Annotated in this window: 13 protein-coding genes and 3 pseudogenes; 7 read left to right on the top strand and 9 right to left on the bottom strand. The window is 67.9% G+C overall.

From position 1 onward, the window contains the following. The 4 genes from FXN61_RS27475 to FXN61_RS27460 form a co-directional block, all read right to left on the bottom strand. Window positions 1-620, bottom strand: a 620-nt coding sequence (locus tag FXN61_RS27475; protein WP_167976913.1) for an FAD-dependent oxidoreductase, incomplete at its 3' end; no start/stop codon positions are given. Continuing rightward, the gene (locus tag FXN61_RS27470) at window positions 617-1,072 is read right to left on the bottom strand and encodes a pyridoxamine 5'-phosphate oxidase family protein (protein WP_223165624.1); all 456 of its coding nucleotides are present in this window, start codon (window positions 1,070-1,072) and stop codon (window positions 617-619) included. The genes FXN61_RS27470 and FXN61_RS27475, both read right to left, overlap by 4 nt. Continuing rightward, window positions 1,065-2,579: an acyl-CoA synthetase gene (locus tag FXN61_RS27465; RefSeq protein WP_167976912.1), complete on the bottom strand. Its 1,515-nt coding sequence runs from the start codon at window positions 2,577-2,579 to the stop codon at window positions 1,065-1,067. The genes FXN61_RS27470 and FXN61_RS27465 overlap by 8 nt, the downstream gene beginning before the upstream one ends. A 25-nt stretch (window positions 2,580-2,604) precedes the next feature. Continuing rightward, window positions 2,605-3,648: an LLM class F420-dependent oxidoreductase gene (locus FXN61_RS27460; RefSeq protein ID WP_167976911.1), complete on the bottom strand. Its 1,044-nt coding sequence runs from the start codon at window positions 3,646-3,648 to the stop codon at window positions 2,605-2,607. Between the two features lie 45 nt (window positions 3,649-3,693). Here FXN61_RS27460 and FXN61_RS27455 point away from each other — a divergent pair, with 45 nt between their 5' ends. The 5 genes and pseudogenes from FXN61_RS27455 to FXN61_RS27435 all read left to right on the top strand — a co-directional run bounded on the left by FXN61_RS27455 (window position 3,694) and on the right by FXN61_RS27435 (window position 8,134). Then, complete coding sequence (locus tag FXN61_RS27455) at window positions 3,694-4,638, top strand: Zn-ribbon domain-containing OB-fold protein (RefSeq protein ID WP_167976910.1); 945 nt, start codon at window positions 3,694-3,696, stop codon at window positions 4,636-4,638. A gap of 7 nt (window positions 4,639-4,645) precedes the next feature. Continuing rightward, complete coding sequence (locus FXN61_RS27450; RefSeq protein ID WP_167976909.1) at window positions 4,646-5,701, top strand: thiolase family protein; 1,056 nt, start codon at window positions 4,646-4,648, stop codon at window positions 5,699-5,701. Next, window positions 5,677-6,844 (top strand): annotated as a pseudogene (locus FXN61_RS27445) (thiolase family protein). The gene FXN61_RS27450 and the pseudogene FXN61_RS27445 overlap by 25 nt, the downstream one beginning before the upstream one ends. Then, a pseudogene (locus FXN61_RS27440) lies at window positions 6,841-7,700 on the top strand (TIGR03619 family F420-dependent LLM class oxidoreductase). Before FXN61_RS27445 ends, FXN61_RS27440 begins: the two co-directional pseudogenes overlap by 4 nt. Further along, window positions 7,697-8,134: a nuclear transport factor 2 family protein gene (locus FXN61_RS27435; RefSeq protein ID WP_312878028.1), complete on the top strand. Its 438-nt coding sequence runs from the start codon at window positions 7,697-7,699 to the stop codon at window positions 8,132-8,134. Before FXN61_RS27440 ends, FXN61_RS27435 begins: the two are co-directional and overlap by 4 nt. Before the next feature lie 58 nt (window positions 8,135-8,192). Here the strand turns inward: FXN61_RS27435 and FXN61_RS27430 are convergent, their stop codons facing one another. Continuing rightward, window positions 8,193-9,419, bottom strand: coding sequence for a cytochrome P450 (locus FXN61_RS27430; protein ID WP_167976908.1), 1,227 nt, complete (start codon window positions 9,417-9,419; stop codon window positions 8,193-8,195). A gap of 127 nt (window positions 9,420-9,546) precedes the next feature. Here FXN61_RS27430 and FXN61_RS27425 point away from each other — a divergent pair, with 127 nt between their 5' ends. After that, window positions 9,547-10,674 (top strand): steroid 3-ketoacyl-CoA thiolase, encoded by a 1,128-nt coding sequence (locus tag FXN61_RS27425; RefSeq protein WP_167976907.1) that lies wholly within the window; start codon window positions 9,547-9,549, stop codon window positions 10,672-10,674. A 454-nt stretch (window positions 10,675-11,128) separates the two neighbouring features. Here the strand turns inward: FXN61_RS27425 and FXN61_RS27420 are convergent, their stop codons facing one another. Then, on the bottom strand, window positions 11,129-11,611 hold the full coding sequence (locus FXN61_RS27420) for an RICIN domain-containing protein (protein ID WP_167976906.1): 483 nt from the start codon (window positions 11,609-11,611) through the stop codon (window positions 11,129-11,131). Window positions 11,612-12,174: 563 nt separating this feature from the next. On the opposite strand from FXN61_RS27420, the pseudogene FXN61_RS56970 reads away from it, so the two are divergent. After that, window positions 12,175-12,319 (top strand): annotated as a pseudogene (locus FXN61_RS56970) (IS982 family transposase); the annotation flags it as partial. A 150-nt stretch (window positions 12,320-12,469) separates the two neighbouring features. On the opposite strand, the gene FXN61_RS27415 reads toward FXN61_RS56970, so the two are convergent. The 3 genes from FXN61_RS27415 to FXN61_RS27405 all read right to left on the bottom strand — a co-directional run bounded on the left by FXN61_RS27415 (window position 12,470) and on the right by FXN61_RS27405 (window position 14,787). Further along, window positions 12,470-12,874, bottom strand: a complete 405-nt coding sequence (locus tag FXN61_RS27415; protein WP_188135536.1) for a hypothetical protein — start codon at window positions 12,872-12,874, stop codon at window positions 12,470-12,472. 285 nt (window positions 12,875-13,159) lie between these two features. Beyond that, window positions 13,160-14,023 (bottom strand): SDR family oxidoreductase, encoded by an 864-nt coding sequence (locus FXN61_RS27410; RefSeq protein ID WP_167976905.1) that lies wholly within the window; start codon window positions 14,021-14,023, stop codon window positions 13,160-13,162. After that, complete coding sequence (locus tag FXN61_RS27405) at window positions 14,020-14,787, bottom strand: SDR family oxidoreductase (RefSeq protein ID WP_312878027.1); 768 nt, start codon at window positions 14,785-14,787, stop codon at window positions 14,020-14,022. Before FXN61_RS27405 ends, FXN61_RS27410 begins: the two co-directional genes overlap by 4 nt. Window positions 14,788-14,800: the final 13 nt, after the last annotated feature.

Raw genomic sequence — 14,800 nt, 5'->3', positions numbered from 1 at the left:
CCCTTCGCGTTGACCAGCGCCAGGGCGAGCCACTTGTAGTCCGCGCCGAAGATGACCATGCCAGGTGGTGTGGCGAGGTAGGGCGCGTTCAGGTGCGCGAGCTCGGCGCCGAGGATGTTGCCGTCCAGCATGTCGGGCTCGATCGAGCGGCCCTTCGCGATGCCGCCGGGGAACTCCGGGTAGTAGTCGCTGTAGCCGTCCATGTGACGGAAGCGCAGCGGGCTGTTGCGCATGACGAACGAGATCATCTGCGGCCCGAACGTCAGGTACGCCTGCTGCCGCACCACCGGGATGTCACCGACGACGGCGGCGAGGTACTGCCGCGCCTTCTCCGGCGTGTCCGGCACACCGGCCGCGAGGATCACCTCGTTGTTGGGAATCCAGATCCCGGCACCGGATCTGGCGGCGGAACCGCCGTATGTCGGCGCCTTCTCCAGCACCACGCAGCTCAGCCCGCGTTTGGCCGCGGTGAGAGCGGCGGTCATGCCGGCCGCTCCCGAGCCGACCACCACGACGTCGAACTCGCCGATGGGGGCCGCTGAGGCCGGGGAGGTCCTGACGAGTCCGGAAGTCAGCGCGAGACCGGCTCCGGCGAGCACCTGACGGCGGTTCAGACTCATGGTCTCACTCCAGACATCGTCTTCCGGTGGTCCCAGCTGGCTGTCCTGGTCGGACGGAAGATCACGGCGACGCGCCTGGACATCGCCTTCCTCAGGGCTTCTCGCGCGGTGTCGTCGTCGCCGACCTCGCCGAAGTTGCGCGCCACCACCGCGTCCACGACGCGGCCGAGGTCCGGGGTGAACTCGGTGACGCCCTCCATGTGCACGCCGCGCAGCTGGTCGTAGGTCTCCCCCGCTTCGGCGAGCACGCTGCAGCGCGGGTCGCGGCGCAGGTTGACGATCTTCTGCGACTTGCGGTCGGTGCAGAACACGATGTCGCCGTCCAGCAAGGCGAACCACATCGGCGCGAGGTGCGGCAGGCCGTTGCGGCCGATGGTCGCCACGATCAACGTCTTCTGCTCGCCCAGGAACGTCTCGACCTCACCCGGCGTCATCTTGATCAGATCACGCACGGTCCCTCAGCTTTCGCTTGTAGAGCTTGCCGTTGGGGTCACGTGGCAGCTCGGCCATGTACTCGATCGTGCGCGGCAGCTTGAACTTCGCGAGCCTCGTGCGGGCGAACTCCAGCAGTTCCTCCGTCAGCTCGGGACCGGGCTCGACGCCGTCCGCCGGCTGCACGACCGCCTTGATCTCCTCACCCCAGTCGGGATGCGGCACACCGAACACGGCCACGTCGGTGACCTTCGGGTGGCACACGAGCTCGCCCTCGATCTCCGCGGGGTAGATGTTCACGCCACCGGAGATGATCATGTCGTTCTTGCGGTCGCACAGGAACAGGTAGCCGTCTTCGTCCAGATAGCCGATGTCCTGCAACGTGAAGAGCTTGCCCACTCGCGCAGCGCGAGTCTTCTCTGCGTCCTTGTGGTACTCGAAGGTGGCGTCGCCCATCCGCATGTAGACGAGGCCGCGTTCGCCCGCAGGAAGCTCGGTGCCGTCCTCGCCCAGGATCTTGATCTCCGACGACGGCCACGGCAGACCGACGGATCCGGGCTTGCGCAGCCACTCCTGCGCCGAGATCGCCGTGCCACCGCCCTCCGTCGCGGCGTAGTACTCGATCACGACAGGGCCCCACCAGTCGAGCATCCTGCGCTTGACCTCGATCGGGCAAGGGGCCGCGCCGTGGATCATCGCCCGCAGCGACGACAGGTCGTACTTCGCCTTGACGTCGTCAGGAAGGGCCAGGAGGCGGTGGAACTGGGTCGGCACCATGTGGCTGTGCGTCACCCGGTGCCGCTCGATCAGCCGCAGCATCTCCTCGGGGTCCCAATGGTCCATCAGGACCACGGTGTGCCCGAGCGCGATGGAGATGACGACGAAGTTGAGCACCGCGGTGTGGTAGAGCGGAGACCCGCACAAGTGCACGTGGCCGTCGTGCGGCTTGATCCCGAAGACGCCGAAGAACCACGTGGCCGTCGGCGGAACGACGTCCGGGTCGGCGCCGGTCAACGGCCTGCGCACGCCCTTCGGCCGGCCGGTGGTGCCGGACGTGTAGAGCATCGGCGACCCGGTCGTGCGGACGTCGGGCCTGCCTTCCTGGCCCTCTCCCAGCTTGGCCAGCGGCTCGAACCCTGCAATGTCGCCCACGGCGAACCGGGCGTCACCCGGCAGGCCGGCCGAGGCTTCCGTTGCCGCGACGGCGAACCGTTCGTGGGACACGAAAGCCTTGGCTCCGCTGTCCTGGACGAGGTACGCGACCTCGGCCCCGGTCAGGTGCCAGTTGGCCATCACGACGTAGAGGCCGGTCTGGTAGGCGGCGAAGTACACCGCGACCAGTTCGGCGCTGTTGGGCAGCATCAGCACGATGCTGTCGCCGGGTTCCAGCCCCATGGCCTGGAACCCGCGCCCGTAGCGGTCGGCCTGCGCCGCCAGCTCTCGGTAGGTGATCTCCCGGCCGCTCGGATCGACCAGCGCGGTCAGGTCCGGCTGATCGGCGGTGATGTTCCAGAGTCCTGTGACCACACCCTCAAAGTAGAACGCGTTTCACCTACTGACAAGCCTCAGCTACCGCCTTGATCGAGGCAACGTCACGGCATCCGACGAGCAGCATCGTGACGCCGGCCTTCTCCCAGCGGCCGACCTCCTCGCGCACGTGCTCGGCGGTGCCGACGATGCTGATCTCGGCCACCAGCTCGTCCGGAACCACCTGTGCCGCCTCGCCCTTGCGTCCGGAGAGGAACAGCTTGCCGATGTCCTGCACGATCTCGCCGTATCCCATGCGGGTGAACACCTCGGCGTGGAAGTTCATCCCAGGCGCGCCCATTCCGCCGATGTACAAAGCGACGAACGGTTTGAGCATCGCCCTGACCGCGACCGGATCGTCCGTCACGACGACCTGACAGGTGGCCGCGACCTCGAAGTTCTCCCTGCTGCGTATCGAATCCTTTTGGCGTGACTTCTCGAACCCCTCCGCCAGCCACTCCTCGTACATGCCGGCAAGCCTGGGCGCGTAGTAGATCGCGAGCCAACCGTCCGCGATCTCCGAGGTCAGCGCGACGTTCTTCGGTCCCTCGGCACCGAGCCAGATCGGCAGGTCGGCGCGCAGCGGGTGCGTGATGGGCTTGAGCGGCTTGCCCAGGCCGAGCGCGCCAGGCCCCTGATAGGGCAACGGATAATGCGGACCGTCGTTGGTGACCGGCGCTTCACGGGCCAGCACCTTACGCAGGATCGAGACGTATTCCCTCGTCCTGGCAAGGGGTTTGGCGAACGGGCGGCCGTACCAGCCCTCCACCACCTGCGGCCCCGACACGCCGAGACCGAGCACGAACCGCCCGCCCGACAAGTGATCCAGAGTCAGCGCGTGCATCGCACAGGCGGCCGGTGTTCGCGCAGACATCTGCACGACGGACGTGCCGAGCCGGACGCGTTGCGTCTCGGATCCCCACCACGCCAACGGGGTGAAGGCGTCCGAGCCCCACGCCTCGGCGGCGAACACCGCGTCGAAGCCGAACTCCTCTGCCGCCGCCACGAGTTCGGCGGCGTTCGTGGGCGGCGCGGCACCCCAGTACCCGAGCTGCAGACCGAGCTTCATGCACCCATCTTGCCACCATTTCGAGAACCTGTTTCACTTTGATCTGTGACTCGGCCACTGAGTGCTCCGCTCGACGTGGGCTTCGACTACACGCGCTCGCTCGGCCCGACGCTGGGCCGGTTCCTTTCCGATCTTCGCCGTCGGAAGGTGACCGGGATCCGCGGTTCGGACGGCCGCGTGCACGTGCCGCCGCTCGAGTACGACCCGGTGACCGCCGAGCGGTTGTCGGAGTTCGTGGACGTGGCGTCGACGGGTGTCGTGCGCGGCTGGTCGTGGATTCCCGAGCCGCTGGAAGGACAGCCGCTCGACCGGCCGTTCGCGTGGGCGCTGATCCAGGTCGACGGCGCGGACACCTCGTTGCTGCACGCGGTGGACGCGGGTTCGCCGGACCGGATGTCGACAGGAACACGCGTGCGCGCGAGGTGGCGTTCCGACCGAGCCGGAGCGATCACCGACATCGAGTGCTTCGAGATCTCCGACGAGCCCGCGGACCCTCCCGTCGAGGCCGACGACGTCACCATGGTGATCACGCCGGTGAACCTGCATTACACGCATTCGGCGTCGCCGACGGAGGACCCGTTCCTGCGCGGTCTCATGGAAGGGCGGCTGATCGCCCAGCGCTGCCCGGCCTGCGAGAAGGTCTACTTCCCGCCGCGACCGGCCTGCCCCACCGACGGCGTGCCGACGACGGACCAGATCGAGCTGGCCGACCGCGGGACCGTCACGACGTACTGCGTCGTCAACGTGCCGTTCCTCGGCCAGCGGATCCCACCGCCCTACGTCTCGGCCTACGTGCTGCTGGACGGCGCGGACATCCCGTTCCTGCACCTGCTGCTCGGCGTCGCGCCCGAGGACGTGCGGATGGGGATGCGCGTGGAGGCGGTGTGGAAGCCGCGCGAGGAGTGGGGCCCGACGATGCAGAACATCGATCACTTCAAGCCTTCCGGCGAGCCGGACGCGCCGTTCGACTCCTACTCCCAGCACCTGTGAGGCTTGCATGCGTGACGTCGCCGTAGTGGGGTTCGCGCAGACGCCCTGCGTGCGCGAGACCGACGGCACCACCAACGGTGTCGAGATGCTGGTACCGATCTTCCACGAGGTCCTCGGCGGGCTCGGGCTCTCCAAGACCGACATCGGGTTCTGGTGTTCCGGTTCCTCGGACTACCTGGCGGGACGGGCGTTCTCGTTCGTGTCGGCGGTGGACGCGATCGGGGCGTTCCCGCCGATCATGGAGTCCCACGTCGAGATGGACGCGGCATGGGCGTTGTACGAGGCGTGGGTGAAGCTGCTTTGCGGCGAGGTCGACACCGCACTGGTCTACGGCTTCGGCAAGTCGTCGGCGGGTGAGCTGCGGCGGGTCATGGCCATGCAGCTCGATCCTTACGTCGTGACGCCGCTGTGGCCGGATTCGCTCGGCCTGGCGGGGATTCAGGCTCGGATGGGCATCGAGGCCGGGCTCTGGGACGAGCAGTCGATGGCGGCGGTGGCGGCGCGGAGTCGTGCCGCGGCTGTCTCGAACCCGTTGGCGCAGCTGTCGGGTTCTGTGGAGGTTTCGGAACTGCTCGCTTCGCCTTACGTGGTGAGTCCGTTGCGCCGCCACGACTGCGCGCCGATCACCGATGGCGCGGCCACGATCGTGCTGGCCGCAGGCGATCGTGCACGGGAGCTCTGTGAGCGGCCGGCGTGGATCACCGGGTTCGAGCACCGGGTGGACTCGCCGTCGTTCGGTGCGCGTGACGTGCTGACGTCGCCTTCGGCGGTGGCCGCTGGCAAGGCGGCCGGTGCCGACGGTGTCGAGGTCGCGGAGCTGCACGCGCCGTTCACCCACCAGGAGATCCTGCTGCGCCAGGCGCTCGGGCTCGGTGACGACGTCGTGGTGAACCCGTCGGGCGGTGTGCTGGCAGGCAACCCGATGTTCGCGGCCGGGCTGGCGCGGATCGGTGAGGCGGCACGCCGGGTGCACGACGGCTCGGCTTCGAAGGTCCTCGGTCATGCCACGAGCGGGCCGCTGCTCCAACAGAACCTCGTCTGCGTCATGGAAGGGCGGGAGTAGATGCGACCGGCAGCTGTGGTCGCACCGGCCAGACGCACCACGCCGCGAAGCGCCTCGACGTGTCGATGGCGGGCCTGTGCCGCGAGGCGATCGACCGCGCGATGGCCGACGCCGGTGTGGACTGGGCGGACATTCGACGCCGTGGTGGTCGGCAAGGCGCCGGACCTGTTCGAGGGCGTGATGATGCCCGAGCTGTTCCTCGCCGACGCCCTCGGCGCGGTCGGCAAACCGTTGCTGCGCGTGCACACCGCGGGCTCGGTCGGCGGCAGCACCGGCAACGTGGCGGCGTCGCTCGTCCAGTCCGGCGTGCACGACCGCGTGCTGGCGGTGGCGTTCGAGAAGCAGTCCGAGTCCAACGCGATGTGGGCGCTGTCCGTGCCGACGCCGTTCACGATGCCGGTGCACGCGGGTGCGGGTGGCTACTTCGCGCCGCACGTACGTGCCTACATCCGCCGCACGGGCGCTCCCGAACACGTGGGCGCGATGGTCGCCGCCAAGGACCGCCGCAACGGCGCTCTCAACCCGTACGCACACCTGAAGCAACCGGACATCACCGTCGAGTCGGTGCGCGCCTCCACCATGCTGTGGGACCCGATCCGTTACGACGAAACGTGTCCTTCCTCGGACGGCGCCTGTGCTGTGGTGATCTCCGCGGAGCCCACCTCCGGCAGGGCCGCCTGGATCCGCGCTACCGCCATGCGCACCGAGCCCACGACGTTCGCCGGACGCGACCAGGTCAACCCGCAGGCCGGCCGCGACGCCGCCCGCGCGTTGTGGAAGCAGGCGGGGATCACCGACCCTCTGTCCGAAGTGGACGCCGCGGAGATCTACGTGCCGTTCTCGTGGTTCGAGCCGATGTGGCTCGAGAACCTCGGGTTCACCGACATCGGGCAGGGCTGGAAGCTCACCGAGGCCGGCGAGACCGAGATCGGCGGCAGGCTCCCGGTGAACGCGAGCGGCGGCGTGCTCTCGTCGAACCCGATCGGCGCGTCCGGCCTGCTGCGGTTCGCCGAGGCCGCCATGCAGGTCATGGGCACCGCGGGAGACCACCAGGTCGACGGCGCGCGGGTCGCGCTCGGCCACGCGTACGGCGGTGGTTCGCAGTTCTTCGCCATGTGGGTCGTCGGATCGGAGAAGCCATGAAGTTCACCGTCGGCATCGCCATGAGCCCGCTCGACAGCTGACCGAGCTGGCCCAGTGCGCAGAGGAGTGCGGTTACACCTCGATCGCGCTGCCGGACTCGTTGTTCTACTCGGAGAAGGTGTCCGCGGACTACCCGTACACGCCCGACGGCTCGCGCATGTGGAACGCCGACACCCCGTGGGTCGACCCGCTCGTCGCCGCCGCCGCGATGGGTGCCGTGACGTCACGGATCCACTTCTACACCCAGGTCCTGAAACTCGGCTCCCGCAATCCGTTGCTGCTCGCTCGCCAGGTCGGTTCGGTCGCGCACCTGACCGGCAACCGCTTCGGGCTCGGCGTCGGGCTCGGCTGGTCGCCGGAGGAGTTCGAGTGGTGCGGCGCGCCCTACAAGAACCGCGGGCCGCGAGTCGACGAGATGATCGACGTGCTGAAGCTCGTGCTCGGCGGCGGGATGGTCGAGTACCACGGCGAGTACTTCGACTTCGACCGTCTGCAGATGTCGCCGGCGCCTTCCTCGCCGGTGCCGTTCTACGTCGGCGGCCACTCCCCCGCCGCTCTCAAGCGCGCCGCTCGGGTCGGTGACGGCTGGACGTCGGCGATGATCAAATTCGCGGATCTCAAGTCGGTGATCGCGCAGCTCGCGGATCTGGGTGCGTTCGAGCGTCCGTTCGAGATCCAGGCCGTCTGCGTCGACAGGTTCGGCCTGGACGGCTACCGGCAGCTCGACGAGATCGGCGTGACCGATGTGATCGTGGTGCCGTGGCTGTTCTACGGCGTCGGTTTCGACGGCGGCCTGCAGGCCAAGAAGGACGGACTTCGGCGCTTCGCCGACGAGGTGATCGGAGAGTTCGCGTGACCGCAGTCAGCTGGAAGGCTTCTCGCACGGAAACCCCGGCCCGCGTGGCGTCGTGGCGTTCGATGGACGCCGTGACGCGCGGCGCGAAGGACGAGTGGCTCGCGTTGTTCGCCGAGGACGCCGTGGTCGAGGACCCGGTGGGCCCGTCGATGTTCGACGCCGAGGGCAAGGGCCACCACGGCAAGGAGGCGATCGCGGCGTTCTGGGACCTGGCGATCGCGAACGTCGAACGCTTCGAGTTCGCGATGCACGACTCGTTCGCGGCGGGCTCCGAATGTGCGAACGTCGGGGTGATCAGCGCGTTCCTGCCGGGCGGGGCGCGCGTCGACACCGAGGGCGTGTTCGTCTACAACGTCGGCGAGGACGGGCTGATCAAGTCCATGCGCGCGTTCTGGGAGACCGAACGCGCGCTCGCCACCCTCCGCACTCCCTGAACGGCGTCTGCAAGTACCACCAACTCGCAGTTGGTGGTACTTGCAGACGCCCCAACAGCTACGTGTACTGGACGCGGAACTCCTTGATCCCGTTCAGCCAGCCCGACCGCAGCCGCCGCGGTTCCGCGATCTGACGGATGTTGGGCATGGCGTCGGCGATCGCGTTGAAGATCAGGTCGATCTCCAGCCGGGCCAGGTTCGCGCCGATGCAGAAGTGCGCCCCACTGCCGCCGAACCCGAGGTGCGGGTTGGGATCCCGGGTGATGTCGAACCGCCCGGGGTTCTCGAACACTTCCTCGTCGAAGTTGGCGGACGAGTAGAACAGCCCGACCCGCTGCCCTTCCTTGATCTCGACCCCGCTCAGCTCGGTGTCCGCCATCGCCGTGCGCTGGAAGACGATGACGGGCGTGGCGAACCGGACGATCTCGTCAGCGGCCGTCGCGGGCCGTTCGGCCTTGAACAGCTCCCACTGGTCGGGATGATCGAAGAACGCCTTCATGCCGTGCGTGATGGCGTTGCGGGTGGTCTCGTTGCCGGCGACAGCGAGGAGCAGCACGAAGAATCCGAACTCCTCCGACGCGAGCCCTGCGCCGTCCACATCGGCCTGGACGAGCTTGGTGACGATGTCCTGGCGCGGGCACTGGCGGCGGTCCTCTGCCATCGTCCAGGCGTAGCCGAGCAGTTCGGTGGCCGCGACGAGCGGGTCGATCTCGAACTCCGGGTCGTCGTAGGAGATCATCTGGTTGGACCAGTCGAAGATCTTGCGGCGGTCGTCCTGCGGGATGCCGATGAGCTCGGCGATCGCCTGCAGCGGCAGTTCGCACGCCACGTCCGAGACGAAGTCGCCGCTGCCCTTGGCCACCGCCTCCGCCACGATCTGTTCTGCCCGGTTGGTCAGGGCCTCCTTCAGCGCGTTGATCGCCCTGGGCGTGAACCCGCGGGAGATGATGCCGCGCTGCTTCGTGTGCGTCGGCGGGTCCATGTTCAGCAGGAGCAGCCGCTGCATCTCGATGTTGTCGCGCGGCATGTCGTCGCGGAACCGGATGATCGCGGTGTTCTCTCTGCTGGAGAACACGTCGCTGTTGCGCGACACCTCCTTGACGTCGTGGTGCCTGGTCACCACCCAGTAGCCGTCGTCGGGGAACCCGCCCTGACCCAGTGGTTTGGAGTTCCACCAGATCGGCGCGGTCTGGCGCAGTTCGGCGAACTCATCCAAGGGCAGACGACTCGCGTACATGTCGGGGTCGGTGAAGTCGAAGCCTTCAGGGATGCGCGGCTTGCCCACAGGCACCTCCTAGATGTAACACGTTCTAACTGATTCAAACACGGTTGCGCCTTGTGTTGAAGCCCCCATGCAGCCAATCTGGTTCTTCACAGGAACGTGTTCTAGTTTCCAGGCGAAGGAGGCTCGCGTGGGCAGTCCGGTGATCGTGGGAGCGGTGCGCACGCCCATCGGCAGGCGCAACGGCTGGTTGTCCGGCCTGCACGCCGCCGAGCTCCTCGGTGCGGCACAACGAGGTCTGCTTGACAGGACCGGTGTTGATCCGTCCACAGTCGAACAAGTCATCGGCGGCACCGTGACCCAGGCGGGCGAGCAGTCGAACAACATCACCAGAACGTCCTGGCTGCACGGGGGCCTGCCGCACACCACAGGCTGCATGACCGTCGACGCCCAGTGCGGCTCCGCCCAGCAGTCCACGCACCTCATCGCGGGCCTGATCGCGGCGGGTGCCATCTCCTGCGGCATCGCCTGCGGGGTCGAGGCGATGAGCCGCGTTCCTCTGCGCAGCAACATCGGCGAGACCGGCATGCCGCGCCCCGACTCGTGGGCCATCGACCTGCCCAACCAGTTCGTCGCCGCCGAACGGGTGGCCGCGCGGCGCGGCATCGGGCGCGAGGAGGTCGACAGGTTCGGCGTCCAGTCGCAGAACCGCGCACGGGCGGCCTGGGCGGCGGGACGGTTCACCGCCGAGGTGGTGCCGGTGAAGGTCGGCGAGGACCTGGTGGACACCGACCAGGGCCTGCGGGAGACCAGCCTGGAGGCGCTGGCCGCGTTGAAGCCCGTGGTGCCCGACGGCGTGCACACCGCAGGGACGTCCTCGCAGATCTCAGACGGCGCGTCGGCCGTGATGGTGGTGGACGAGGACTTCGCGCGGGCGCACGGGTTGCGGCCGCGGGCGCGGATTGTGACGCAGTGCCTGGTCGGCTCCGACCCGTACTACCACCTGGACGGCCCTGTCGACGCCACCGCGCGGTTGCTGGAACGCAGCGGCATGAAGATGGCCGACATCGACCTGTTCGAGGTCAACGAGGCGTTCTCGTCCGTCGTGCTGTCGTGGGCCGCGGTGCACCGGCCGAACCTCGACCGGGTCAACGTCAACGGTGGCGCGATCGCGATCGGTCACCCGGTCGGCAGCACGGGCACGCGGCTCATCACGACGGCGTTGCACGAGCTGGAGCGACGCGATGCGACGACGGCGCTGATCACGATGTGTGCGGGCGGCGCGCTGGCCACCGGCACGATCATCGAACGGATCTAGCTCAAGTTTCGACCTGTTCGGCGTGGGCGTGGGTTGCGTGACGCGGTCTTGTCGCCAGTGCGGGGTTTCTGTTTGCTTGTCTGGTGACGGCGTGGACGTCGTGGCGCGGGGCCGGCGGTCGGGGTGTTCCGGCGGAACGCCGGGGGCGCGAGGGTTTCGGGACACCGGCTGGACACGCGAGGTGTGGACGCAGGTTCCGAAACCCCGGCGGGCTCTGGCTCGGGTGAGCCGCCCGGCTGAGCAGGTCTGCGGAAGGTGCGCTCGATGTCAAACCGGCGACACCACCCCGGCTCTCGTGGTGTCGATCTTCAACGACAGATGGGACCCGGTAGCGTCACTCACCGGAAAGGTGCTCTGAACTGGTTCGGACATGACCACCGACAAGTCGCGTCCTCACAGTTCAGAGCACCCTCTTCCGCGATCGGCAACCAGCAGCATGAAGCGAAGGGCTAGCTCAGCCCTGACGCCACCGCTGGTTGAGGCCGGCGTGGCAGGACCACTGGATCACCGGGGCGCCGTTCTGCTGGCTCACGCCGCTCACGTCCAGGCACTTGCCGCTGTGGGCGGCCACCAGGCGGAAGTAGCCGCCGCCTACGTCGACCTTTCGCCAGCGCTGGTTGAGGCCGGCGTGGCAGGGCCACTGGATCACCGCGGCGCCGTTCTGCTGACTCACGCCGCGCACGTCCAGGCACATGCCGCTGTGCTGGACGATCAGCTGCACGTGCAGGCCACCAGTGGGCACGATCACCCACTGTTGGTTGCCGCCGCCGTGGCAGGACCATTGGATCACCGCGGCGCCGTTCTGCTGGCTCACGCCGCGCACGTCCAGGCACTTGCCGCTGTGGGCGGCGACGACCGGGCGGAACTGTGACGCGGCGCTCGCCGAACTGGCCCCCGTGAGCATCAACGCGGCCAGCATGCAAAGAACAGCGCTCATGCCGACAATTCTTGCTCTCGAGGGCCGTCGGCTACATTCCGAAACGATTGCGGTAACGGGCTGCATTGGCACGAAACCTTTCTCCTGGCCAAATTCGAGTGGTGTTTTGGCTCGACCAAAAGGATGTAGGCGGGGTCTCGCGCGGACAAGCAGGATGGCCCGGTTGCACCGGAAGGTGTCAGTTTAACAAACCGAATGTCCTCCTCATCCGTTGTCGCGGGGCGAAGTACACTACTTGCAACACCCGTGAGGCTAAGATTTTTTATCCTTTCGAGTATTGGTTGGTTGCGCGCTGTGTCACGCCAGCCGGGCCGAGCGGCGGCCGCGCGCCTCAGCCCCAGCTTGTCCTCGACCGCGACCGGTTCATTGGCGTGGACGTGCTGATCCTGAACACCGTGGGCCGACGGATCGGGCAGCCGAGGGCAACGGATGGAACACCGTGCTGGTGACGGCGCGCCAGTTCGACGGCGCTGACCGTGAGCGGGCGTGCCGGTGCCTCGCCGCCGCCCCGACCCCGCTACGCGAAGTACCAGTGCAAATTCGACGGGAACAGGGGGTTGGTGTTGTTGCTCCAGGCACTCAAAGACGAGGCAACACGGCCCGACCACACGGCTGTTCAAACCGGTGCGCCAGACGATCGAGTCGATCAACCAGACCTTCAAGGGCCAGCTCGACCTGGAACGTCGCGGCGGACGCAGCCGGTTCGGTTGCAAAAACCAGGCGTACGCCCCAGCGAGGTGCTTGAGCAACATCGCCCGAGCGTCTGCCCGGTCATCGTTCTCTGCCACGCCGCACGAAACAGACACCTCGTTGACGAGTTCCGAACCAGATCCGATTGCACCCGATCGTGAAATGGAGTCAGCAGTCGTCAACTCGCCAGACACCGTTCTCCCGAACCCATGGCTCGCTCCGCTGATCCAATTCGGACTTGGCGTAGGTGGAGGTCACCCGACCCAGATCACCGGCAATCTGGTCGACCTTGAGCGACACGATTTCCTGCGGTCCGTACAATTGGCTCGCCGCTGTGAGTACTTGAAGAAATCCGGCACGCGGCATACGTTCCTTGCAGCGCTGTGACAGCAGTTCATACGCCTCGCTTCTCCCGGAGAGGAACGCTGCCGAGTACGCACGCACCGCTGCTTCGAGCTCTGCTGACGAATCCTTTGTCACTGTGAGCGCCGCTGTTGTGGCGCCTGTTTCGTCGTGTGTGATTGTTGCTGTCGGCTGTTCCTTGCTGCCGCAGCCTGCGAGGGCCGCGAGCACGCCCAAGACCGCCACTAAGGGCACGAGTCGAGTCACATCGAGTGGTTGTGCACCGGTGGCTCCGCGTTACCCATTGCCGCAGGCATTCACTCGATCTCGCGACGCCGCCGCACGGCCAGTGAGCCGCCCACGGGAGAAGACCGACATGGCCGCTCCTGACCTGACCACCGGCCCCCAGCCACGGAAATCCCATTCCCCCGGCAGGGGTGGTCCGACCCCGCAGCTCCCGCAGGGGACAAGCCGACCAGCACGCTGAGGTTTCAGACAGGACTTCCGGCCAGGCACTCACGCGCCGTACACGGGCACCGGGTGGTCGGCAGCGACCAGTTTCCGGACCACCCCGCCCAGCTCGTCCGGCGACCACCGGGCGCCCTTGTCGATCTCCGGCCCGCGCTGCCAGCCGTGCACCACGCAGAGCCGTCCGCCGTCGACCTCGAACATCCGGCCGGTCACGTCGCCTGCCTCCTCGCTGCCGAGCCAGACCACCAGCGGCGAGATGTTCTCCGGGGCCATCGCGTCGAACCCGTCGTCCGGCGCGGCCATCGACTCGGCGAACGTCTGCTCGGTCATCCGGGTCCGAGCGGCAGGGGCGATCGCGTTGACCGTGATGCCGTACCGGGCCAGCTCGGCCGCCGCCACCAGCGTCGTCGCCGCGATCCCCGCCTTGGCCGCCGAGTAGTTCGCCTGCCCGACGCTGCCGAAGAGCCCGGCACCGGACGACGTGTTGATCACCCGGCCGGATACGCGGCCGCCCGCTTTGTGCACCGCACGCCAGTGCGCGGCGGCATGGTGAAGAGGCGCGAAGTGGCCCTTGAGGTGCACGCGCACGACCTCGTCCCACTCGTCCTCGCCGCAACTCACGATCATCCGGTCGCGGACGATCCCGGCGTTGTTGACGAGCACGTCCAGGCCGCCGAACGCCGACACCGCGGCATCGACCACCCGCGCGGCACCGGCCCAGGTGCCCACGTCATCGGTGTTGACGACCGCCCGAGGCCCGATCAACGCGGCAACCTCGGCGGCGGGCCCAACGGAGAGGTCGTTGACCACGACTCGCGCCCCTGCCGCGGCGAACGCCAAAGCATGCGCACGGCCGATGCCACGGCCCGCACCCGTCACGATGACGACCCGGTCCTCGCAAAGCGTCATGACGAACCCCCATCGGTTTTGGCAGCGTCCAGGAACGCGGGCACCTCTCCCCCGCCGTGCACGACCAAGGTCGCGCCGCTGACATAGGACGCGAGAGGCGAAGCGAGGAAGACCGCACACGCGCCAACCTCGTCCGGCGACGCGAGCCGGCCCAACGGCACGGTCCGTTCAACGGCCGCGATGCCAGCCTCGGAGCCATAGTGCAGGTGAGACTGCTCGGTACGCACCATGCCAACGGCCAGCGCGTTGACCCGGACGCGAGGCGCCCACTCGACGGCCAGCGAGGCGGTCAGGTTGTCGAGCCCGGCCTTCGCGGCGCCATAAGCGGCGGTTCCGGGCGACGGCCGACGTCCGCTGACGCTGCTCACCATGACGATCGAGCCGCCCGACGGCTGGGACTGCATCACCGCGTTCGCCGCCTGGGACACCAGCAGCGGCGCCAGCAGGTTCAGCTCCACGATCTTCTGGTGGAAGCGCGGCGAGGCCTTGGCCGCCAACGCGAACGGCGCTCCACCAGCGTTGTTCACGACGACGTCCAGACGCCCCTGCTCGGCAACGATCCCGGACATCAGCTCAGAAACCTGATTCGCATCCCGCACGTCACACGGCACGAACGACGCACCGGGCACCTCGGCCGGACGCCGGGCGCAGGTCACGACCACGGCACCAGCGGCAAGAAACGCGCGGGTGATCCCGAGACCGACACCCCGCACGCCGCCCGTCACCAGGACCACTGCTCCGTCGAGGTCCAGTTCCACAAGCACCTACCCCGGTCGC

It is taken from the genome of Lentzea indica (assembly GCF_012184385.1).
GTDB lineage: Bacteria > Actinomycetota > Actinomycetes > Mycobacteriales > Pseudonocardiaceae > Lentzea > Lentzea indica.
This window is presented reverse-complemented; position numbering and strand designations above follow the sequence as displayed.